21 protein-coding genes, 2 tRNA genes and 1 pseudogene are annotated in these 21,137 nt (G+C 63.9%); 13 read left to right on the forward strand and 11 right to left on the reverse strand.

What is annotated here, in order from left to right; translation table 11 throughout:
• Positions 1-39: 39 nt before the first annotated feature.
• Positions 40-870, reverse strand: coding sequence for a 23S rRNA (guanosine(2251)-2'-O)-methyltransferase RlmB (gene rlmB / locus IVA93_RS14535; protein ID WP_247368030.1), 831 nt, complete (start codon positions 868-870; stop codon positions 40-42).
• 206 nt (positions 871-1,076) lie between these two features.
• On the opposite strand from rlmB, the gene IVA93_RS14540 reads away from it, so the two are divergent.
• Positions 1,077-1,162, forward strand: a tRNA-Tyr gene (locus IVA93_RS14540).
• Positions 1,163-1,283: 121 nt separating this feature from the next.
• On the opposite strand, the gene IVA93_RS14545 is transcribed toward IVA93_RS14540, so the two are convergent.
• Together IVA93_RS14545 and IVA93_RS14550 are read right to left on the reverse strand one after the other, a co-directional pair.
• Entirely contained in the window at positions 1,284-2,315 is a 1,032-nt protein-coding gene (locus tag IVA93_RS14545) for an LLM class flavin-dependent oxidoreductase (RefSeq protein WP_247335734.1), read from the reverse strand.
• A gap of 156 nt (positions 2,316-2,471) precedes the next feature.
• Entirely contained in the window at positions 2,472-3,398 is a 927-nt protein-coding gene (locus tag IVA93_RS14550; RefSeq protein ID WP_247368034.1) for a LysR family transcriptional regulator, read from the reverse strand.
• A 111-nt stretch (positions 3,399-3,509) separates the two neighbouring features.
• On the opposite strand from IVA93_RS14550, the gene IVA93_RS14555 reads away from it, so the two are divergent.
• From IVA93_RS14555 to IVA93_RS14565, 3 genes are read left to right on the forward strand one after another with little or no spacing between them, the layout of a single operon-like run.
• Positions 3,510-4,868: an MFS transporter gene (locus IVA93_RS14555; RefSeq protein ID WP_247789835.1), complete on the forward strand. Its 1,359-nt coding sequence runs from the start codon at positions 3,510-3,512 to the stop codon at positions 4,866-4,868.
• Positions 4,865-5,362: a GAF domain-containing protein gene (locus tag IVA93_RS14560; protein WP_247335739.1), complete on the forward strand. Its 498-nt coding sequence runs from the start codon at positions 4,865-4,867 to the stop codon at positions 5,360-5,362. The genes IVA93_RS14555 and IVA93_RS14560 overlap by 4 nt, the downstream gene beginning before the upstream one ends.
• 17 nt (positions 5,363-5,379) lie before the next feature.
• Positions 5,380-6,633, forward strand: coding sequence for a metal-dependent hydrolase family protein (locus IVA93_RS14565; protein WP_247335740.1), 1,254 nt, complete (start codon positions 5,380-5,382; stop codon positions 6,631-6,633).
• 2 nt (positions 6,634-6,635) lie between these two features.
• On the opposite strand, the gene IVA93_RS14570 is transcribed toward IVA93_RS14565, so the two are convergent.
• Together IVA93_RS14570 and IVA93_RS14575 are read right to left on the reverse strand one after the other, a co-directional pair.
• Positions 6,636-7,616, reverse strand: coding sequence for an NADPH:quinone oxidoreductase family protein (locus IVA93_RS14570; protein WP_085361854.1), 981 nt, complete (start codon positions 7,614-7,616; stop codon positions 6,636-6,638).
• Positions 7,617-7,672: 56 nt separating this feature from the next.
• Positions 7,673-9,730 (reverse strand): ATP-dependent helicase, encoded by a 2,058-nt coding sequence (locus IVA93_RS14575; RefSeq protein WP_247403993.1) that lies wholly within the window; start codon positions 9,728-9,730, stop codon positions 7,673-7,675.
• A gap of 127 nt (positions 9,731-9,857) precedes the next feature.
• Between IVA93_RS14575 and IVA93_RS14580 the strand changes: the two genes are divergently transcribed.
• The gene (locus IVA93_RS14580) at positions 9,858-10,448 is read left to right on the forward strand and encodes a TMEM175 family protein (RefSeq protein WP_085351217.1); all 591 of its coding nucleotides are present in this window, start codon (positions 9,858-9,860) and stop codon (positions 10,446-10,448) included.
• A gap of 9 nt (positions 10,449-10,457) precedes the next feature.
• On the opposite strand, the gene IVA93_RS14585 is transcribed toward IVA93_RS14580, so the two are convergent.
• Positions 10,458-10,844 carry a YciI family protein gene (locus IVA93_RS14585; RefSeq protein WP_247336197.1) on the reverse strand — a complete coding sequence of 129 codons (387 nt, stop codon included), beginning with the start codon at positions 10,842-10,844 and terminating at the stop codon, positions 10,458-10,460.
• Positions 10,845-11,040: 196 nt separating this feature from the next.
• Here IVA93_RS14585 and IVA93_RS14590 point away from each other — a divergent pair, with 196 nt between their 5' ends.
• Complete coding sequence (locus IVA93_RS14590; protein WP_247368037.1) at positions 11,041-11,220, forward strand: hypothetical protein; 180 nt, start codon at positions 11,041-11,043, stop codon at positions 11,218-11,220.
• 29 nt (positions 11,221-11,249) lie between these two features.
• A complete protein-coding gene (locus IVA93_RS14595; protein ID WP_247336202.1) occupies positions 11,250-11,453 on the forward strand; it encodes a hypothetical protein in 204 nt (67 codons plus the stop codon).
• 7 nt (positions 11,454-11,460) lie between these two features.
• Here the strand turns inward: IVA93_RS14595 and IVA93_RS14600 are convergent, their stop codons facing one another.
• Complete coding sequence (locus IVA93_RS14600) at positions 11,461-12,174, reverse strand: substrate-binding periplasmic protein (RefSeq protein WP_247335757.1); 714 nt, start codon at positions 12,172-12,174, stop codon at positions 11,461-11,463.
• A gap of 361 nt (positions 12,175-12,535) precedes the next feature.
• Here IVA93_RS14600 and IVA93_RS14605 point away from each other — a divergent pair, with 361 nt between their 5' ends.
• Both IVA93_RS14605 and IVA93_RS14610 read left to right on the forward strand, forming a co-directional pair.
• Complete coding sequence (locus IVA93_RS14605) at positions 12,536-14,941, forward strand: ATP-binding protein (protein WP_247335762.1); 2,406 nt, start codon at positions 12,536-12,538, stop codon at positions 14,939-14,941.
• A gap of 352 nt (positions 14,942-15,293) precedes the next feature.
• A tRNA-Gly gene (locus IVA93_RS14610) sits at positions 15,294-15,367 on the forward strand.
• A 22-nt stretch (positions 15,368-15,389) separates the two neighbouring features.
• On the opposite strand, the gene IVA93_RS14615 is transcribed toward IVA93_RS14610, so the two are convergent.
• The 4 genes from IVA93_RS14615 to IVA93_RS14630 form a co-directional block, all read right to left on the reverse strand.
• Positions 15,390-15,746 (reverse strand): site-specific integrase, encoded by a 357-nt coding sequence (locus IVA93_RS14615; RefSeq protein ID WP_247368039.1) that lies wholly within the window; start codon positions 15,744-15,746, stop codon positions 15,390-15,392.
• A 435-nt stretch (positions 15,747-16,181) separates the two neighbouring features.
• On the reverse strand, positions 16,182-16,457 hold the full coding sequence (locus tag IVA93_RS14620) for a hypothetical protein (protein ID WP_247368041.1): 276 nt from the start codon (positions 16,455-16,457) through the stop codon (positions 16,182-16,184).
• Between the two features lie 165 nt (positions 16,458-16,622).
• Positions 16,623-16,796, reverse strand: a complete 174-nt coding sequence (locus IVA93_RS14625) for a hypothetical protein (protein WP_162847287.1) — start codon at positions 16,794-16,796, stop codon at positions 16,623-16,625.
• A 128-nt stretch (positions 16,797-16,924) separates the two neighbouring features.
• On the reverse strand, positions 16,925-17,215 hold the full coding sequence (locus IVA93_RS14630; RefSeq protein ID WP_247368043.1) for a hypothetical protein: 291 nt from the start codon (positions 17,213-17,215) through the stop codon (positions 16,925-16,927).
• A 970-nt stretch (positions 17,216-18,185) separates the two neighbouring features.
• Here IVA93_RS14630 and IVA93_RS14635 point away from each other — a divergent pair.
• From IVA93_RS14635 to IVA93_RS14655, 4 genes and pseudogenes are all read left to right on the forward strand, one after another.
• Entirely contained in the window at positions 18,186-18,620 is a 435-nt protein-coding gene (locus IVA93_RS14635) for a hypothetical protein (RefSeq protein WP_247371725.1), read from the forward strand.
• A gap of 448 nt (positions 18,621-19,068) precedes the next feature.
• Positions 19,069-19,344: a hypothetical protein gene (locus IVA93_RS14640; protein WP_247362258.1), complete on the forward strand. Its 276-nt coding sequence runs from the start codon at positions 19,069-19,071 to the stop codon at positions 19,342-19,344.
• Between the two features lie 173 nt (positions 19,345-19,517).
• On the forward strand, positions 19,518-20,273 hold the full coding sequence (locus IVA93_RS14645) for an outer membrane protein (RefSeq protein ID WP_247364656.1): 756 nt from the start codon (positions 19,518-19,520) through the stop codon (positions 20,271-20,273).
• A 357-nt stretch (positions 20,274-20,630) separates the two neighbouring features.
• A pseudogene (locus IVA93_RS14655) lies at positions 20,631-21,131 on the forward strand (metal-dependent phosphohydrolase); the annotation flags it as partial.
• Positions 21,132-21,137: the final 6 nt, after the last annotated feature.

Raw genomic sequence — 21,137 nt, forward strand, 5'->3', positions numbered from 1 at the left:
GAGACGCCCGTCCGCGATGCGGACGGGCGTTTTGTTTTGTTACCGCTTCATCAGCCCGAGCCGGCTCGCGCCGACATAGAGCGAGAGCACGGCGGCATTCGAGACGTTGAGACTCTTGATCTCTCCGGGCATGTCGAGCCGCGCCACGACGCTGCAGGTCTCGCGTGTCAATTGCCGCAGGCCCTTGCCTTCCGCGCCCAGCACCAGCGCGAGCGGCTCGCGCAGGGTGACCTCGGAAAGATCCGCACTGCCTTCACTGTCCAGCCCGACAGTCTGGAAGCCGAGCTCGTTCATCGTGGTCAATGCGCGGGCGAGGTTTTGCACCGTCACCATCGGGACCAGCTCCAGCGCGCCGGAGGCGGCCTTGGCCAGCACGCCGGTCGCTTCCGGACTGTGACGCGCGGTGGTGACGATCGCCTTCACCGCAAAGGCGGCCGCCGAGCGCAGGATGGCGCCGACATTGTGCGGATCGGTGATCTGGTCGAGCACCAGCACCATGCCGTCCTGCTCCAAATCCTCGATGTCGGGCGAGGGCAGGGGATCGGCCTCGGCGAGCAGGCCCTGGTGCACGGCGTCGGGCGACAGCAGCCGGTCGATCTCCTGGGGCCGGACGATCTCGGGCGTGACCGGGATCGCGATGTTCTCGTCCGCCAGACGCCTTGCGGCGTTCTCGGTCAGCGTCAGCTTGCGGATCTGCCGCTGGGGGTTGGCGAGCGCCATGGAGACGGTGTGCCAGCCATAGAGGATGACAGGCCCGTCGGCGTCCGAATCGCGATCGCGGCGGGCCGGGCGACCGGCCGATTTTCCGGGCCTGTTGAAGGGCTTAGACCCGCCGCGGGGGCCCCTCGGGTTGAATTTTCGATCCTTCATGGGCTCGCTTGTGTCACGGGTCCCGGAATATGGCAATTTGGGTGGTGTCGGGGGCGATTTTAGCTGTTCGCCTCGGTTGACTTTACCCCATCGCTTCGCCGATAACCGCGCCCGGTCGCGCCCCCATCCGGGCTGTCGCGGCCTTCACGTTCCATGGCCGTCTTCGGTCGCCGGCAAGGTCCGGCCCGATTGTGCTGCCGTCGAGCGGGGGAGTGTCCCGAGTGGCAAAGGGAGCTGACTGTAAATCAGCCGCCTTATGGCTTCGCAGGTTCGAGTCCTGCCTCCCCCACCAGCCTTCGCTCGCTTCGCGAGCTACGGCTCGGCAAGCCGGCACCGATGGTCATGGCGCGAAGTGAGCGAAGGCTGTCGCGCCGCAGCCCGGAGGGCGCAGGCGGACTGGGTAAGCGCGCAAGTCACCCCATCATCTCCCGCACCATCGGCACTACCTTCCGCCCATAGAGCTCGATGCTCTTCATCAGCTTGCCATGCGGCAGCGGGCCCGCCGAATACTTCAGCTGAAACCGCGAAATGCCGAGCGCCTTTGCCGTCTTGGCGATCTTGCGCGCGACCGTCTCGGGCGAGCCGACATAGAGCGAGCCGTGCTCGGCCTCGTTCACGAACTCGTCGCGGCCCATCGGTGGCCAGCCGCGTTCCCTGCCGATGCGGTCGCGCATCGCCTTGTAGTCGGGCCACAGCTCCTCGCGCGCCTGTTCGTCGGTCTCGGCGACATAGCCTGGCGAGTGCACGCCGATCGGCTGTGCCGGGCGGCCGAACTCCCTGAACGCGCGATGATAGAGCTCGACGAAGGGCGCGAAGCGCGCGGGATCGCCGCCGATGATCGCGAGCATCAAGGGCAAGTCGTAATGCGCCGCGCGCACCACCGATTGCGGACTGCCGCCGACGCCGATCCAGGTCTTGAGCGTGCCGTTCTCGACCGGGGGATAGACCAGCTGCCCGTTCAGCGGCGGACGCAGCTTGCCTTCCCAGGTCACCGGCTTCTGCGACAGCAGCGCCGCGAACAGATCGAGCTTCTCCTCGAACAGCGCCTCGTAAGCCCGCAGGTCGAAACCGAACAGTGGAAAGGACTCGGTGAACGAGCCGCGGCCGAGGATCACCTCCGCACGTCCGTTCGAGAGCGCGTCAAGCGTGGCAAAGCGCTGGAAGACGCGGATTGGATCGTCCGAGCTCAGCACCGTCACGGCCGAGCCGAGATGGATGCGCCTGGTTCGCGACGCGATGGCGGCCAGCACGGTCTCAGGGGAGGAGATCGCGAAGTCGGCGCGGTGATGCTCGCCGAGGCCGATGAAATCGAGGCCGAGCTCGTCGGCCAGCACCGCCTCGTCGACGACGTTGCGGATCACCTGTGCGTGCGGAAGCATCGCGCCGGAGGCGTCCCTGGTGACGTCGCCAAAGGTGTCCAGTCCGAATTCGAGCGGTGCGGTCATTGATGAGGTCTCTGCGGGCGCGGCTTGCGCGCCTGTCACTGGGGGAGGGGATTGCCTTGGTTGGAGCTAAGCAGCCGGGTCTGATGCACAATGCTGCTTCGAGAAACCCATTGTTTCCCTTTTTCATGGTGTCGGGGGGGCCCGCCGCCCGCGGCTTCAGTCGGACCTGGCGAACATGTCGACCAGGGTGTCGCGCAGCCAGCGCTGCGCCGGTACGGTGTCGTTGCGCTGGTGCCAGAACAGGCTGACGATGCGCGGCGGCGCCTTGAGCGGAAGCGGCATCCCGTGCAGGAACGGCGCGTGCCGGGATTGCGAGCGCAAATCGCTCGGCAGCACGGCGATCAGGTCGGACTGGCGCACGATTTCGTAGGCGGCGCTATAGTGATTGACGGTCGCGACCACGTTGCGCGACAGCCCGCGCGAGGCGAGGAAGAGGTCGTAGGACGGCAAGGTCTTGCCGGCGAGGCTCACATCGACATGCCCCGCGTTGAGGAAGCTGCGCGTGCTCAGCCGCTTCATCGCGGCGAGCGGATGGCTGCGCCGCATGAAGCAGGCGTAGTCGACGGTCCACAGCGAGCGCGAGCGGATGGCGGCCGGCTGCTGCGCCTCGTTGACATAGACGCTGAGGACGCAATCAACGCGATTGTCCTCGAGCTGGTCGGCGATCTCCAAAATGGTGTTGGGAACGGTATGGATTCGCGCCTTGGGCGCGACCTTGCCGAAATGGTTCAGCAGGTTCGGCATCACCAGCGAGGCGACGTAATCCGACATCGACAGGCTGAACTCGGTCTGCGCACGGTGCGGATCGAACACCTGCTCGTCGAGCGCGCCACGGACGGTTTCGAGCGCTTCGCCGATCGGTTCCCACAGCACCACGGCGCGCTGAGTCGGACGGATGCCGGTGCCGGACCTGACGAACAGGGGATCGCCGAGCGCGTCCCGCAGGCGTGCGAGCGCATTGCTGACCGCCGGCTGCGTCATCAGAAGCGCGTTGGCGGCGCGCGTGACGCTGCCCTCGGTCATCAGGGCCTCGAACACTTTCAGTAGGTTGAGGTCGAGCGAGCGAAACGACAGAACATTCACCCCAGTGATGTACTAGATCATGATTATAAATTATGACGATAATATCTCCTTGTCTATGGTTCCGCCCGGGAATGAGCGGAGTGCCGGGCCGCCAGACAGAGGGGGACTTTCATGTCGATGATCTCGGCGCGCATCGAGCGCCTTCCATTCGCACGCTTCCACGGGCATCTGCTGCTGATGGGCGGGCTCGGCTACATGTTCGACGCGATGGACGCAGCCGTGCTGGCGTTCATCCTGCCGGTGCTGCGCACGACCTGGAATCTGTCGAGCGTCCAGATCGGCGTGCTCGGCAGCAGCACCTATATCGGCTTCCTGTTCGGCGCGCTGCTGGCGGGCACGCTGGGTGACCTGATCGGCCGTCGCGCGGTGATGATGTCGGCGCTGGCACTCTATTGCGTCGCATCCATCGTCAGCGCTGCGGTGAACGACTGGTCGTCCTTCTTCGCCGCCCGCGTCTTCGCGGGCATGGGCACCGGCGCGGAGAGCGCGATCATTGCGCCCTATCTGGCGGAATTCGTCGCACGGCGTTACCGCGGCAGCTTTACCGGCGCGCTGGCCGGATTCTTCTCCTTCGGTTTCGTCGCGGCGGCCTTGCTCGGCTATTTCATCGTGCCCGCCTCTGAGAACGGCTGGCGCATCGTACTGGTGATCACCGCGGTGCCGGTCGTCATGCTGCTGTGGTGGCGCAGGGCGCTGCCGGAATCGCCGCGCTGGCTGGAAAGCCGGGGCCGGGAGAAGGAAGCCGCAGCCGTGCTGGACAGGATCGAGGCCGGATTTGCGAGCCAAGGCCATGTCCTGCCGCAACCGGTCGTCGAAATCACGGCGCCTGCCGTGACTGGTGGTACGCTGCTTGCCAATTTCGCCGCGCTCCTCGCCGGCCGCCAGGCGCGCATCACCATCATGACCTGGATCATGTGGCTTACGATCACGTTCAGCTACTATTCCTTCTTCGTCTGGATCCCCGGCCTTCTGGTCCAGAACGGCATGAGCATCACCAAGAGCTTCGCCTATTCGATCGCGATCTATTGCGCGCAAATTCCCGGCTATTTCAGCGCTGCGTACTTCAACGAGCGCATCGGCCGGCAGGCGACGATTGCCTCCTACATGGTGCTCGGCGGCGCCAGCGCGCTTGGACTTGCATTCGCGCAGAGCGATCAGCACATCATGGTCGCCGGAATCTTGCTGTCCTTCTTCATGAACGGCACCTATGCGGGGGTCTATGCCTATACCGCCGAGGTATTTCCGACGGCCGTCAGAACCACCGGCGCCGGGCTCGCCTCCGCGATCGGCCGCATCGGTGCGATCGTCTCGCCGATCCTGGTCGGCTATCTCTATCCCAATTTCGGCTTCGCCGGCGTGTTCGGCCTCACCACGAGCGTGCTGCTGTTAGGCGCGCTCACCGTGGTGCTGATGGGCGTGCCGACACGCGGCCGTTCGCTGGAAGAGATCGCGGCAGGCGAAGTCGCATGAGGGATACGAAACACCGATCCGATCCGCTGCTCTGCGCGGTGGCGGCCGCGCAGGGCAGGGCGAATCAGCCGGATGCCCTGTACTCGGCGCTGGACGGCGCCCTGAAGTCGGCGATCGGGCACAAGCTGTTCACGATCCTGACCTATGACGACGACACGAGGGAAGCCGCGCGGGTGTATTCCAATCTGCCCGGACCTTACCCCGCGGGCGGCCGCAAACGCCTGGCGCCGGGGCCGTGGACCGAGGCCGTGCTCGACCGCGGCGAGGCCTATATCGGCCGCACCCGGGACGATCTGCGCGAGGTGTTCTCCGATCACGAGCTGATCGCTTCGCTCGGCTGCGAAAGCGTGCTCAACATGCCCGTGCGCTGGCGCGGGCGCACACTCGGCTCGCTCAATCTGCTCCATGAGGCAGGCTGGTACGTCGAGGACGATAGCGCCGCGTGTCTTCCATTCGCCCAGCTCGCCTTGCCCGCGCTGCTCATCCAGTCCTGATAAGACAGGAGGTCGTCATGTCCCGTGTGCTCTTCAAGAACGCCGCTCTGCTCGATCCGCTTCAGCCGGACCTCCTGGAGGGACATCACGTGCTGGTCGAGGACGGTCTGATCAAGGAGGTCTCCGATCGGCCGCTCCAAGTGGAAACCGACCGCACCGTCGATCTGAAGGGCAAGACGCTGATGCCCGGCCTGATCGACCTGCATGTGCATGCGATCGCCGTCGAACTCAATCTGGCGCAGCAGGTGCACATGCCGAACGTGCTGGTGACGCTGCGCTCAACGCTGCTGCTGCGCGGCATGCTGCGGCGGGGCTTCACCACCGTGCGCGACGCCGGCGGCGCCGGCCATGCGCTGAAGCAGGCGATCGAGACCGGTCTCACCGACGGTCCGCGGCTGTTCGTCTCGGGACGTGCGCTCAGCCAGACCGGCGGCCACGGCGACATGCGGGCCCGCTCGGATTATCTTGCCAGCGACGCACCGTGCCCCTGCTGCGTGCGTGTCGGCGCGCTGGCGCGCGTTGCCGATGGTGTCGACGGCGTGCGCAGGGCGGCGCGCGAGGAACTGCAGATGGGCGCCGACCAGATCAAGATCATGGCTTCCGGCGGCGTTGCTTCACCGACCGATCCGGTCGGCGCCTTCGGCTACTCCGAGGACGAGATCCGCGCCATCGTCGAAGAGGCGCGCGGGCGTCAGACCTATGTGCTCGCCCACGCTTACACCGCTGCCGCGATCGAACGCGCGGTGCGCTGCGGGGTGCGCACCATCGAGCACGGCAATTTGGTCGATGCTCCGACCGCGCAGCTGATGGCCGAGAAGGGCGCCTATGTGGTGCCGACGCTCGTCACCTACGAGGCGCTGGCTAACGAGGGTGCCCAATATGGCCTGCCGCCCGAAAGCGTTGCCAAGATCGCCGATGTCCGCGACGCGGGCCTGCGTTCGCTCACGATCTACCGCGACGCCGGCGTGAAGATGGGGTTCGGCAGCGACCTGCTCGGACCGTCGCAGCGTCTGCAGAGCGACGAGTTCCGCATCCGTGCCGAGATTCTCGGTCCCCGCGCCGTCATCGCCAGCGCGACATTGGTCGGCGCCGAGGTGCTCGGCATGGAGGGCAAGCTCGGCCGCATCATGCCCGAAGCCATTGCGGACCTGCTCGTGGTCGATGGCAATCCGCTCCGCGACGTGGCCTGCCTGCTCGGCCAGGGCGAGCACATCCCGATGGTGATGAAGGCAGGCAAGGTCCAGTTCGACCGGCTGGGGGCGCGTAGCTAATCCTATTTCGAGATGCGCACGACCATCTTGCCAAGCGCCCCGCGCGTCTGCATCGTCCTGAACGCTTCCCGGAAGTCATCCAGCGCGAAGATGCGACCGACCACAGGCTTCAGCTGGCCGTCGACCAACCAGGCCGTCAGCTCCGACATCAGGCGCTTCTGCACCTCGGGCTCGCGGATTGGAAGCTGCGCGAGGTCGACGCCGAGCAGGGCGCCGCCCTTCAGCAGTGGCAGGTTGAATGGCAATGCAGGGATCGCGCCGGCGGCAAAACCGACCACGAGATGACGGCCGCGCCAGGCGATGGAGCGAAAGGCCTGTACCGAGATCTCGCCGCCGACGGGGTCGAAGATCACGTCGGCGCCGTGTCCTTCGGTCAATTCCTTCAGCGTGTCGCGCCAGTTGGTCTGCGTGTAGTCCACCACGGCGTCGGCGCCGTGCTGTCGCGCGAACGCGCGCTTGTCTGGTGTCGATGCCGCTGCGATCACACGGGCGCCGAGCTGCCTGCCAATCTGGACGGCCGCGATTCCCGTGCCGCCCGCTGCGCCCAGCACCAGAAGCTGTTCGCCTGCGCCGAGCGACGCGCGCGCACTCAGCGCATAGAGGGCGGTCAGGTAATTGGCACGAAACGAAGCGGCGACCTCGGCGGCGACGCCGTCCGGCAGGGGATAGAGCGCTTCGGGGGTGACGACGATCTCTTCGGCAAGCGCGCCCGAGCGCGTCATCCCCATTACGCGCATCCCGGGTTGATAGCCGCCTGGTGCGCCGGGGGCTTCGTCCACGATGCCTGCGAATTCGGTTCCGGGAATGAAGGGCAGGGGATCCTTGGTCTGATAGCGCCCCTCCATCTTCAAGCCGTCCACAAATCCGATTCCTGCAGCCTCTACCCGGACGCGCAGCTGGCCGGGCCCGATGCGTGGAGACGGAACGTCCTTCAGGGCGATTTGATCGATCGACGCGTATTGCTCGACGACGACGGCTTTCATGTCGGACCTCTGTTGTCCAGTTATGCTGACACGTCTCGACACCAGCCTCTTGTGTCTTACCGCCACATTCCGCGCATCCGCGCCCCGATGTCGACCTTCGGCCCTTGCGCCGCCGTGCGGGCCGCGCCTGCCCCAGCCTTCGGCCAGGCGGTGCGCTCGAACAGATAGACCAGCGGCTCCGGGATGAAGCGGGTGCGCGAGGCGTAGACGTGGCGGTCGCCCTTGGCTTGCTGGCCATGGGTGAAGAAGCGCTGCGGCACCACGAGGTGCAGATCGTCCTTGGCGCGCGTCATCGCGACATAGAGCAGGCGGCGTTCCTCCTCGAGCTCGGCGCTGGTGCCGGCGCCGAGATCCGACGGCATGCAGCCGTCGACGACATTGAGCACGAATACCGATTTCCACTCCTGGCCCTTGGCGGAGTGGATGGTGGAGAGGATCAGATAGTCCTCGTCGCGCAAGGGCGGCCCGGATTTGTCGCTGGCCGCATCCGGCGGGTCGAGCGTGAGCTCGGTCAGGAATTTCTCGCGCGAGGCATAGCCACTCGCGATCTGCTCGAGCTGCATCAGGTCGGCGCGTCGCGTCTCCGAATCCTCGTGGAGGCGATCGAGATGCGGTTCGTACCAGAGCCGCACGCGTTCGAGATCGGCCGGCCATTCCGAATAGCGCAGATTTTCGATGGTGCGGACGAAGTCGGTCCAGTCCGCGCCGGTGCGCGGCGGCACCGGGAGCTGGCCGAGCGCGGCGAGCGGATCGGAGCTCTCCGCCATTTGATCGAGCACGCGCTGCGCCGTCGCGGGTCCGATGCCCGGCAAGAGATGCAGGATGCGAAATCCCGCGACGCGGTCGCGCGGATTTTCGGTGAAGCGCAGCAGCGCGAGCACGTCCTTGACATGCGCGGCATCGAGAAATTTCAGCCCGCCGAACTTGACGAACGGGATGTTGCGGCGGGTCAGCTCGATCTCCAGCGGGCCCGAATGCGAGGAGGTCCGGAACAGCACTGCCTGGTGCTTCAGGAGCGCGCCTTGCTCGCGGTTGGCCAGCACTTCCTCGACGATGTAACGGGCCTGGTCGGTCTCATCGTGCACGGTGACGAGCTGCGGCTTTTGCGCGGAGCTGCGGTCGGTCCAGAGGTTTTTTGTGAAGCGCTCGCGCGCCAGGCCGATGACGCCGTTCGCCGCCGCCAGCACGGGTTGCGTCGAGCGGTAATTGCGGTCGAGCGTGATCATCTCGGCGCGGGGCGAGAAGCTCTGCGGAAAATCCAGAATGTTGCGGACCGTGGCGGCGCGGAACGAATAGATCGACTGCGCGTCGTCACCGACGACGGTGAGGCCGCGTCCGTCCGGCTTCAGCGCCAGCAGGACCGAGGATTGCAGGCGGTTGGTGTCCTGATATTCGTCGACCAAGACGTGATCGAAGCGGCCGCCGATTTCTTCCGCGATCAGCGCATCGCTCATCATCTGCGACCAGTAGAGCAGCAGGTCGTCGTAATCCAGCACGTGCTGGGCCTGCTTGGCCTCGACATAGGCCGCGAACAGGCCCTTCAGCTCGGCCGCCCAGCCTGCGCACCAGGGATAGTGCGCCCCCAACACCTTCTCAATCTCCATCTCGGCATTGACGCAGCGCGAGTAGATCGACAGGCAGGTGCCTTTGGCGGGAAAGCGGCTCTCCGTCTTCGACAATCCGCGCTCGTGCCGGACCAGATTCATCAGGTCGGCGGAATCCTCGCGGTCGTGGATGGTGAAGGCAGGATCGACGCCGATCCGCTCGGCATATTCGCGCAGCAACCGTGCGCCAATGCCGTGGAACGTGCCGGCCCAGCTGAGCGCGTCGCGCATGATCGCGGCATTGTTCTCGCCGAGCACTTTTCGGGCGATGCGCTCGACCCGGCCGGCCATCTCGGCCGCGGCGCGGCGCGAGAACGTCATCAAGAGGATACGGCGCGGATCGCTGCCCGCGACGATCAAATGCGCGACGCGGTGGGCCAGCGTGTTGGTCTTGCCGGAGCCCGCACCGGCGATGACGAGCAGGGGCGCGCCCACGGTCGCACCATCGGCCACGCCATGCTCCACGGCGCGGCGTTGCTCCGCATTGAGCGTGTCCAGATATGTCGCCACGAATCGCCCCGGTGAAACAGCCAGAGTCGGCGATCCCGCTGCGAATCGCAATGCGTCTGGACGGGACCGATGTTAAGACCTAGGGACAAGACGGCCCAAGGTTCCATTCCGAAAAGCGCCACCCGGCATGACCGAGCTCAAATCCGACCAGTTCGAGATGCGACGGCTGGAATCGCTCAGCAACACCATCTTTGGCGTCGCCATGACGCTGCTCGCCTACGACCTGCCCAGGGCCGCGGTCTTCACCAGCGCGCCCGACTGGAACGATCTCGCCCGGGTCTATTCCGGCAAGCTCGCGGGTCTTGCGCTCAGCTTCATCATCGCCGGCGTGTTCTGGATCAGCCATCACCGGCGGCTGGCGCGCCAGCCCGTCGGCAGCCGCGGCGCGGTGATCCTCAATTTGTTCTTCCTGCTGTCGATCGTGCTGCTGCCGGTGACCAACGGCCTCTACACCAACTACGCCACGAGCAGTGCGGTCGCCGTGCTCTACGGCCTGCACCTGACTGCAATCGCCGGCCTCAATGCCTGGCTGTGGTGGAGGATCCTGGGTGGCTGGCGCCACGAGATCATGGCCTCGCTGTTTCCGCTGCTGGTGTTCATCCCGGGCACGGTCGTTGCGGCGTTCGCGCCGCAAGTCGCGCCGTTCGTGTGGTTCATCGCCTTCGGCGGGCTGCTGATCCAGCGCTTCTATGTCGGGCCCACCGGGACGGACAATTAGGCCTGCCGTTCATTCGCCGGAGGGCGTCGCGCCGAACCCGTCGGCCGGCACGTAAAGCTTGACCGGGCGGATTTCGTAGACCGCTGAGGGATTGACCTGGCGCAGCGTCCGCGCCGCCGCGATCGCCGCCTCTTCCGTGTCGTACTCGACGAGGTGGAAGCCCAGAAGCTGCTCCTTGGTCTCGGCAAATGGGCCGTCCAGCACGACGCCCGCGCCGGGGCCGCGCAAGGTACGGGCCTTTCGGGTCTCATCCAGGCGGGCGGCCGGGCCAAAATGCCCGCTTGCCCGGAGGGGAGCCTGAACCTCGATGACCTTTGCCACGACCGCGGCGTCCTTCTCGGGCGTCCAGGACAAGATCTCGTCTTCCACATGATAGGCCAGGATGGCGTAAAGCATCGTCACCTCGTTGATTTCGCTGCGCGCGTCCAAAGGACGTATCACCACCGTCGCAGCCGACAATGGGGCTGCGGAAAATATTGCGCCGCGGGGTGCGGCGACGAAACCTTCCCGAAACCCGATTGCGGCCGAAAGGTGTGAACGCCGCGCGAAATCGGCGCGACTGATTGCCACCAAGAGCACTTCGGAGGCGGCCATGTCGACCATCAAGATCATCTGCGACGCGCGTCGGACGGGAAAGTCGGAGCTTGCGGATCTGCACGACCAGAGCAGCCACCATCGCTATTACGGCAGCTCGGCCGAGAGCGGCGGCGAGCGCATCGTTGAAAGCCGGCGCGGCAAGCGCCCGCGCGCAATGAACGTTTGCGGCTTCTAGGCCCAATGCTTGCGAAACAGCCTGCGACCATGAACGTCGTGCAGATATCGATCGCCGCGATGCCGTTCCTGCTCTCGCTCGCGAGCAGGTCCGGCAAGGCGATGGCGCCATGCCTGCTCGCGGGCATCTTCACCGTGCTTCTCGGCAGCGAGCCGCCGCGGGCGGCCATGGCCTGGTGCGTCGGGCTGTTGATCGCGGCGGTTGCGGTGCGGGAGCGGACTCGCACGACCTGACCGCGTGTCACATCCCGCTCAGCACCTGCTTGATCAGGGTTTCCCGCAACCGGGCGATTTCGCCGCTCGCCTCCATCTGCTCGATAATCCTTCCGACCTTCGGCACGAGATCGCGATGCCGTTCATGCAGATGGTGGTAGATGCTGATGCGCTCGAGGGGTGGTGAGAGCGGATGGATCCTGGCCTGGAGATTGAGCTTCCTCACCGCAGCCAACCCGCTGAAGAAGTCGGTGACCATCACGTCGATGCGGTCGGCGTCGAGCATCTTGACCATGTTGTCGAGGCTTGTCGTCGCCGTGACCCGGGTCATGCCGCGCGTACCGGCTTCCGACGAGCCGACGCCGCGTACGATGCCGATGCTGTAGTCCCTAATTGAATTCCAGCCGGCGACGTCGAACTGCAGTTTCGTGGTGAAGACAGTAGGCTCGATGTAATTGATCGCAGGTGTCACCTGGATCAGCGTCGGATAGTCGCGAGAGAGCGTTCCAATCCGCTGGACCTCGCCGTCGACCTCGCCGGTGCTCGACAGCGCGAGCGCGCGCTTGCCGGGGACATCCTCGAATTCGAGCTTGATGTTCAGCCGGGCATAGACCGCGCGGAGCATCTCGCCGCCGACATATTGATCGGGGATATCGGCGATGCGCGCCAGCCTGATGACCTCTTGCGCCTGCGACGGGCCTGCCGCGAGCAGCAACAGGCAGACCACGACTATCCGCCTCATGACGCATCTCCCTGGCCATGCCTCTTGGGCGTGCCCTGCTACCATCGGATTCCGGTGCCGCGATCTACCGGAGATGGCGGCTGCGCCGGTCCGCAACGTTGAGAGCGCGTTCCCGCTGTATGGCGGCTCCGGACTTTCACCGATGTCATTCTAGCACGCGAGGTGGTAGTTTGCCTGGGAAGCCTGCTGCTGGGCGCAAGATATGACCCCGTCGAGCTCAAGCCGCCCAAGGGCCAACAGGATCATCGGCCGACAAGATCGCCACGTGTATCGCGTGCTGAGGCAGCGCCTCAACCGTTCACCTGCTCGCGGCTGCGATCTGTAAGCTGAGCAGGTGCCGCCATTTTCGAGGACATGGTGCATGGGCGACGCAGGTGACGATGATATCAAGCGTGGCCGCGCCATTGCGCCGGCGGCTGCGAAGCAGGATTTGACCGGCATCGGCGCCCCGCTCGCGCCTCCGATGTTCGCGGCGCTCCTGTCGCGGATCTTCAACTGGTCGCGCAGCGGCGTCGGGCCTCGGCTGCTTGCCGCCGTGCTGCTGTTCTCATCGGTCGTGACGCTGACCCTGACCGCGCTCCAGCTCTATCTGGATTACAATCGTGAGGTCGGACTGATTGAGACGCGGCTCGACGAGATCGGCCGCAGCACTACGGGCAGCCTCGGAGAGAGCCTGTGGAATCTCGACCAGAACCAGCTCAAGCTCCAGCTCGATGGCATTCTGCGGCTGCCTGACATCCGTGCGGCGGAGGTCCGCGAGATCGCCGATCGGCCCAATCCGATCCGTGTCGAGGTCGGCGAGCGAAACACCCGTTCGATCATGACCCGGGACTTTCCGCTGAGCACGATGGTGCAGGGGACCTCGCGCGCCATCGGCACGCTCCGGGTCGAGGCGACGCTGACCGACGTCTATCAGCAATTGCTGAACAGGGCCCTGGTCATTCTGGCAAGCCAGGCGGCAAAGACGTTCCTCGTCTCGTTGTTCATCATCTACATGTTTCATCTGCTGGTGACCCGGCATCTCGTCGCCATCGCCGAGTACGTCGGCAAGTACAGCCTCGGACGGCCGCCGCCGCCGCTGCGCCTGGAGCGCCGGTCGCCTGACGATGCCGACGAGCTGGACAAGGTCGTCGTTGCTTTCAACGCCATGTGCGCCAACCTCGAACATGCCTATGGCGAGCTGCGCGAGGCCAATGGGAATCTCGAGCGTGACCTGAAGATACGGCAGCGCGCCGAGGAGAACGCCCGCGCGAGCGAGCAGCGCTTTCGTGATTATGCCGAGACCGCATCCGACTGGTTCTGGGAGACCGGCCCGGATCACGTGTTCACCTATATTTCAGATCGGGCCGGTGCTTTCGGCATGGACCCCAAGGCGCTGATCGGCAGGCGCCGTTCAGACGCCGCCTTCGACCACGATGCCGAGCCGCAGAAATGGCGCAGTCACTGGGCCACGCTGGATCGCCACGAGCCGTTCCGGAAGTTCGAGTATCGCGGCCGCGATGCGGCTGGCCGCGCGCACCATTTCAGCGTTAACGGCCAGCCGGTGTTCAGCGCCGACGGACGCTTCATGGGGTATCGTGGTTCGGCTACTGATCTGACCGAGCAGCACGAGACGGAGGAGCGGCTTCGCCAGTCGCAGAAGATGGATGCGATCGGTCAGCTCACCGGTGGCGTCGCGCATGACTTCAACAACGTGCTCACTGTCATCACCGGCACCATCGAGATCATCCGGGAGGGACTGGCGGACAAGCCCGACCTCGCCGCGATCGCCCAGCTCATCGACGATGCGGCGGCGCGAGGCGCGGAGATCACCTCGCAGCTCTTGACCTTTGCGCGTCGCCAGCCGCTGGAACCGCGCGAGATCGACGTCAACGGCCTCGTGCTCGAGACGGCGAAGCTGTTGAAGCCGATCCTGGGCGGAAACGTCGAAATCGTGACCCGCCTCGCGGACGACGCCTGGCCGGCGATGGCCGATCCGTCGCAGCTGTCGTCGGCGATCATCAATCTCGCCGTCAATGCGCGGGATGCGATGCCTGGCGGCGGCACGCTGACGCTCGAGACCGCGAACCGCGAATTCGATGGCGCGGATGGTGCCGGTGACGGCGACGCCACGCGCGGCGCCTTCATCATGGTCGCGGTGGCGGACACCGGCCATGGCATCCCCGCCGACATCCGCGACCGCGTGTTCGAGCCGTTCTTTACCACCAAAGGGGTCGGTCGCGGCACCGGGCTCGGCCTCAGCATGGTCTACGGCTTCGCCAAGCAGAGCGGCGGCAGCGTTGCGATCGAGAGTGAGGAAGGCCGCGGCACCGTGATTCGGCTGTTTCTGCCGCGATCTGCGGGCGGAGCGCAGGCGAGGGCCGGGTCGCTGCAGGCGCCCGCGGCGGCACGCGGGCACGAGACGATTCTCGTCGTCGAGGACGATCCGCTGGTGCAGGGCTATGTCATCGCCCAGCTCGGCAGCCTCGGCTATCGCACCCTCGCAGCCGGCGACGGCGCAACCGCGCTTGCGCTGGTTCAGCAGGGCGCCCAATTCGATCTGCTGTTCACCGACATCATCATGCCCGGCGGCATGAACGGGCAGGAACTGGCCGAGGCCGTGCGCCGCCTCCGCCCGGGGATGAGGGTGCTCTATACGTCCGGCTATACCGACAACGCCCTCGACGGTCATCTCGATCCCGGCGTTGCGTTGCTGAGGAAGCCGTACCGGAAGGCGGACCTGTCATCGAGGATCCGCGAGGTGCTCGCCGGCGAGCCGCTCGCCTGAGCAGCCGGCGCGCGATGCCAACGAAAAAGGCGCGGCGGGGGAAGGCCCCCGTCGCGCCCGATTTCTTGCTCGCTGGTCCAGGGCTGAGAGCGCCCCGATGCCAAGCCTCTATTCAAGGCTTAGCGGGCGATCCCAGCGAGGTGACAGCGCTTGGTAAAAGACACTGGATCACCTCCTTTCGTTGGTTGCGGAAGATTTCAATATAGGCGGCAATTCCGCCATTGTTAAGGGGAGGCGGGTCCGGAGGAACCAGCGGCTGTTCGCAAGGCCGGGAAAGCGCTGGAAGCCCCATCTGGGCAGTTGATCCTGGGCAGTTGAGACCGCCGCCCGGCCGTGTTAGGGAGCCCCTGTCGCGGGTGTAGCTCAATGGTAGAGCAGCAGCCTTCCAAGCTGAATACGAGGGTTCGATTCCCTTCACCCGCTCCAATTATTTCAATAACTTAGCGCGTTAAAGGCCTTTCCATTCTGACAAGCCGCGCATTCTCATTCTGACAAACGTTCCTTTCGCTTGTTTTGCACGGCGCTTGATGCGTTTCATTTGCGCATCTTGCTTTGCCTGATCGTCGTCGTGCAGATAGTGCGCCATAGCTGCCGTCGACGACCACTGACCCTTCTTCATTAGCTGCGTTTCCGTTAGCCCGGATGTGCTTGCTTCGGTCGTGCCGCCGTGGCGGCCGAAAGAGGTAAAAGTTAGCTCGGGCCGTAAACCTGCAGCCAAGATAATTTTCTTCGTGATGCGTTGGACTTGAGTCAGCGTCTCGCCCTTGCCAAACCAGGGTAGACTGCTCCCATCACGTCGCAACATCAGACCTCCTGTCGGACGCAGCTCCTTGATCGCACCGAGCTCTGCCATTAGCAGCGGGTAACATGCCTTCCCCTTGGCTTCTTTGAAGAGCTTTCGAAGAGCTGATCGACGAAAGCGGTGTCAATACTTGCGACCCGGCGCGTCCCCAGTCGTCGGCCATCTTGCAAGATGTACTCACCGATCATTTTGATGCCAGTCTCATGAACCCGGCACTGACCGGGGCTCAAAGGCTGAAGTCGCTTAGCTGTCTTCTGGGGACCACGTTTGACGGTAGAGATGAAACATCCAATCTACCGTGCCGATGACCACGCCAATGCCAATCGCATTTTGCGTCCTCGCCGCCCATGCGCCAGCTATCTGAAGCTCGACCTGAACAGCACATCCTGCAAGAACTCATCCTGCAGGATGCGGTGTACATACTGCCAGCAAGAGATGTTAGCGGCAGACGTAGCTGCCGTTAACCAGAACGCGGACACACGCGGTGCCCACCGCAGCCGCACCAACTGCCGCGCCGCCTACGACCGCACGCCTGGTGGTGCGCCGTGCAACGCCGGCCACTGACACGGGTGTCAAGGGGCGTCCGACCCGTGCTTCTGCCCGGCCTAGCGAGAGCGACAGGCCTTCGTCGGCCGACCAGTCGATTGAGCCGGACACTCCGAGGGCGATCACGGCACCTGCGAGTGATAATTTTGTGAGCATGCCATGCTTCATGATGGTCTCCGTCCTGTGAGAGTGAATTTGGATCGCTCATGGTTCGCTGCTCGGACCATTGATCAAGGTCAAGGAATCGCAAGAAAACGGTGCAGCTGGTAAGCGCGGGCGACACGCGAAGACGCTTCCAGCAGAATGGGGGCGGGAGCGAGCTTCTCCGACTCTTTACTTCTGCACGCAGAGCGGTCTCAGCGTCTCGTCGCTGCTGCGCGCTTTCGCGTATTCCATCAACGCCATCCGGGCTACCTCGCAACGCTCTGCGCTTGAAAACTCTTGTGTCGATATGACGGCGCCATTCGCGACGCCAAGCCAGCTGATGACGACCAGAACATAGGTCATGGTATCCTCCCCCTAGGCGTCGATCTCCTGAGCGCAGATTGGCGCGAGAGGCGGCGGCTCAATGAGCGCCGCCCATCGCGCCATCATCAAGCTCTATTGGCACACATACATGATGCCATCACCGCCCTTCACCAACGAGCCTGGGACGCATCCGGTGCCGTTGCGCGCCGCATAGTCGGCCAGCCGCTATAGCCGTAGCTCCACGGCCCGCCGAAGTAATAAGCTCGCACCGCGTACCAGGGCAAACCGTCATTCGTGTAGTAGTGACCGCGATAATAAGGAGTGACGTACAATCGGGCGGCCGCTTGGGCGTTGTCGAGTCGCAGCGAGATCCCGCTTCGGTCGGTCAAGCCAATGAACAGCGTCGTGCCGCATACGAGCGCGGCGACGGCAATCTTCCTTGCGCTTATCGACTTCATGGACGTTCTCAAAAAATGAACTTCAACGCCACAACACCAACGCCACAACAGGGCGGCGATTTGCGTTAGATCAAGGGAATCAAACAAATCGAATCTGCTTCTCCTTCGAATTCGCAGGATCAGTTCGGATCAAATAATGCGAATCTGGAGGATAGCACTCCAGCCCGACAAGTGCGGCCCACCATCGGAAAGCTCGCTGTCACGGTGGCAGCGCCGGCTCTCTCTGCACTGGAGCCAAGTATGCAATTGTGCGAGTGCTTTTCGCCAGAATGCTTCAGGCAGTCGGGGACGAGCTCGGAGACGGCATCGCGGTTCGGGATCTGCTCTTCATCAGCTCTGCCGATCGGTTCGTAGGATCCTGTTGCGCAGCGACCAATTTGCTGAACGCAAAGAAGAATCTGGCGACGACACCCTCGTCCGATCCGCGCTCATCACGAAGCGCCTCTGCCGCCATAAGCGACCAGCTTCTTGCCTCAGCCATCCAGACGGTGCGGTTTGCCGCATCCTCGCTTGCGAGCTGCCGACAAAGTGCTGCGCGCGAACTCAGCTCGAATTGACTCATCATCGTCCCTCCCTGCCAGAAGCTCGATGTACGCGGTGAGAACTCTGCGTTGCGTGCCACGTCTCTGCAATTGACCTTCCGGTCATTGTACCAAGGGGCATGTCACAGCCACTGACCAAGCCGCGCGATACTACGCGAGGCGGTGTTGCGAAAATTCAGTTTGTTGATCTGGCTCAAGCGACGCCGCATTCGAACGCGGTGAACATTAGCCTGCTGCAGCGTGCGTGCGCTTACCAGTGAAGCGCCACCGATGCATCAGCAAGTGCTTCACCAGGGGCGCGCCGCGGCGGAAGCAACGGCGGCTCGATTTAGGCAGCCATGCCCATGCAGGTCGCATTTCTTCACCAATCCTGCCGCCGTGGCCCGTTGCTTGCCAGACGAAGGTCTGCGGCGGCAATGGCGCCGACAATGCCCATCTCGCGATATCTGGTCTATGTCGGCGGTGCGTTGCTCGCGATGCTCTTCGTTGTGGACGCCCTGGTGCAGGATCGGCCTGCCATCCACGGTGGAGCTGCGCGCTCCGCGACCATCCGCATCCATTCCGATTGGAAATTGCCCGAGCGGGTCGTTCTCGACACTAGCCTGCCGACGATCGTCGCAACCGACATCGCCAAGGTCGAGCCTGGTGCCCTGCCGGGCGCCGACCTCTCACAGAGGCGCGCTCGCGAGGCCTTCGCTCAGCTAGGAGCAGCCGATGCCGAACGACCGCCGGCGCGTCCGTCGACAAAAGCTGATGTGAAGCCGCAGCGTCAAAACAAAAGTGCGCGGAGGCACATCGAAAAAAATATCCGCCTCGTCGCGCGGCCGCCGCAGTACGGCTGGTTTGGCAACCAGGTTTGGTGAGCGTCTCCGATCGTCGCATCTTCGGCGTGGGGCGCCTGCCATCGATACTATCAACGAGTGCACGTCGAGGGATTGCCCAATCAAATGTCCTTCAAGATCGGGAGTAACTGACATGAGTGAAACGTCAAGGTTTGAACGGTTAGATCGTCGCGGGGCTCTTTCATTGCCCGGATGGGCCGCTGTACTCGGATTGGCGGCACCCGGCACGGTGCTGTTAGGAACAGAAGCGCCGGCGCAGACGATCGGCATGGAGCGACGCCAGGAGAGGCGGGGAGCCCGCCACGAGCGACGTCAGGAACGGCGCACGGGCCGGACTGAACGCCGCCAGGAAAGGCGTTCAGGGCGCACGGAGCGCCGTGAAGAGCGGCGCAACTAGGACGTCAACATGCTCTCACCGATCATCGCTCGCCGGCAGAAGTCTGCTTGATCGCGATCCGGAAGCTGGCGGATGCCGCAGACCTGCTACGTCACATTCGAGGTGCACAAGCGTGGGACCTTGCCGAAGCGGCGAAGTCCACGGGAGACACGCACATTCGAGAGCGAAGCCGAGGCGCGGGCTTTCGCGCGAGAGAAATTCAATGAGGGATTGATCGTGTTTGCAGGCACGCTCAATCCCTTTTTGCCACGACGGCTGATTCCCTCGAGCGACATTCCGTCCTGGATAGAGCAAGACCGAGGCGGCGAGGTTGGCGGCCACGATGACAAGCGCGAACCGGAGAAATAGGCAGCATGTCTTGGTGCTTCATGCCGATGTCACGTTCGAAATGTCTTGAGTGTTGCCATTATGGCACGTGGAGTTTGTGCCCTCGCCCGTAGAGTTTCAGCTGGAAGTTGGGGGATGATCGCAGTGCAACAAGCCACCGTTCGAGCAATCAAAAAGCGGCCGGCAAGGAGAGCATGATGAAAAGACTTCTGCTGACAACCATTGGCGTGGTGACGCTGGCCATGGGACCCGCCATGGCTGCCGATATGGCCGTGAAGGCGCCGCCCCCGGCACCGATCATTCCGATCTACAATTGGACGGGGCTCTACATCGGCGGCAATGGTGGCTGGGCGCAGAACCACAGCTGCGTCGATTTCCTTGACGCGGCCGGCGTCGCCGTCGCTTCCGGCTGCCGCGATCGTTCCGGTGGTGTTATCGGTGGCCAGCTTGGTTATCGCTGGCAGGCCAGCCAGTGGGTGTTTGGTCTGGAAGCTCAGGGCGATTGGGCGGATCTCAGCAATCAGCGCGTCAGCCTGTTCGATCCAACGCTCTCCACGCGCGCCAAAACCAGCGCTATCGGCCTCTTCACCGGCCAGATCGGCTACGCCTGGAATGCGTCACTGCTCTACGTGAAAGGCGGCGCTGCGGTGACAGACAATCGCCTCAGCGTACTTGATACTGCGACCGGCGCCGAGCTCGCGGCGCAAAGCGCAACCCGCTGGGGTGGTGTCATCGGTGTCGGATTCGAGTATGGCTTCACGCCGAACTGGTCGGTGGGTCTCGAATACGACCATCTGTTCATGGGGCACCGGAATAATTCGTTTACGGTCGCTGATCCGCGACTTGCTGCTTTCGTGAACGATCGGATCACCCAGGACGTGGATATGCTCACCGTGCGCTTCAACTACCGGTTTGGCTGGGGCAGCAATCCGGTCGTCGCGAGGTACTGAACTTTCCTGGTCTGATGTCTTCAGGAGGCCGGCAGCGACGCCGGCCCTCATTTTTGCGCTTTGGCGCGTCCTATCCTCGGCGCCTGCCAACGCGATCGACCGGACCGCCGCGATTGGTCGGTGTGCCGGGCCGCACTGCTTCTCGTGCGCCAGCGCGCGCGACAGGACGCACCCCCAGGACGACGCCCGGTCTTGCAACGCAATGCGCGGGATAGTCCACGTATTGGCAGTATGCGACGGCGTTGGCGCTCCCAGAACTCGTGAAGACGAACCCGACCGTCATCAATGCAACTGCTAATGCGATGGATGGCTTCATTTTTGGCCTCCTGTTTTTGGAGCCGTAGTGGAAGCCTGCGCGTTGCGGACGTTACCGGCAAAACGGTTCGTCTGCCGCGAGAATCGTCCGATGCGGCTCTCGCGCCATAGAATGTCGATCGCTCAAAACTGTTCGTGCTGGAGCGGTTGGATTCCGTCGAGCGGCCGGGTTGCTCGGGCGATCGAATACACTCGGTTTCCTTACACGATGTCTTCCAATGATAGCCTGATCGAGGAGGAAGGATTGCTGTTGCGGGCCGCCGATCTCATCGGTCAGCTCGGCGATCCAACTACCTGAAGAAGTCCAACGCGCTGTTCTACGAATTCGAGGAGATCGGCCTCAACAGGACCTTGGGCTACGCGACGCCAGCGGACATCGTTTACAAATATCCGCCATTCTATTGGAGTAACGTAGCTCCCCAGATCCAGCCGGCGATACGTCATCTCAACGTGACGTCCCGAGGCCGGCAATGGATAGCGAGTCTCTACGGCAACATATTTCGGGCCGAGCGCGAGCTGACTCTGTCTGGACCTCAGCCCTAGAAGAGG

The sequence above is a fragment of the Bradyrhizobium sp. 155 genome (assembly GCF_023101105.1).
Lineage (GTDB): Bacteria > Pseudomonadota > Alphaproteobacteria > Rhizobiales > Xanthobacteraceae > Bradyrhizobium > Bradyrhizobium canariense_D.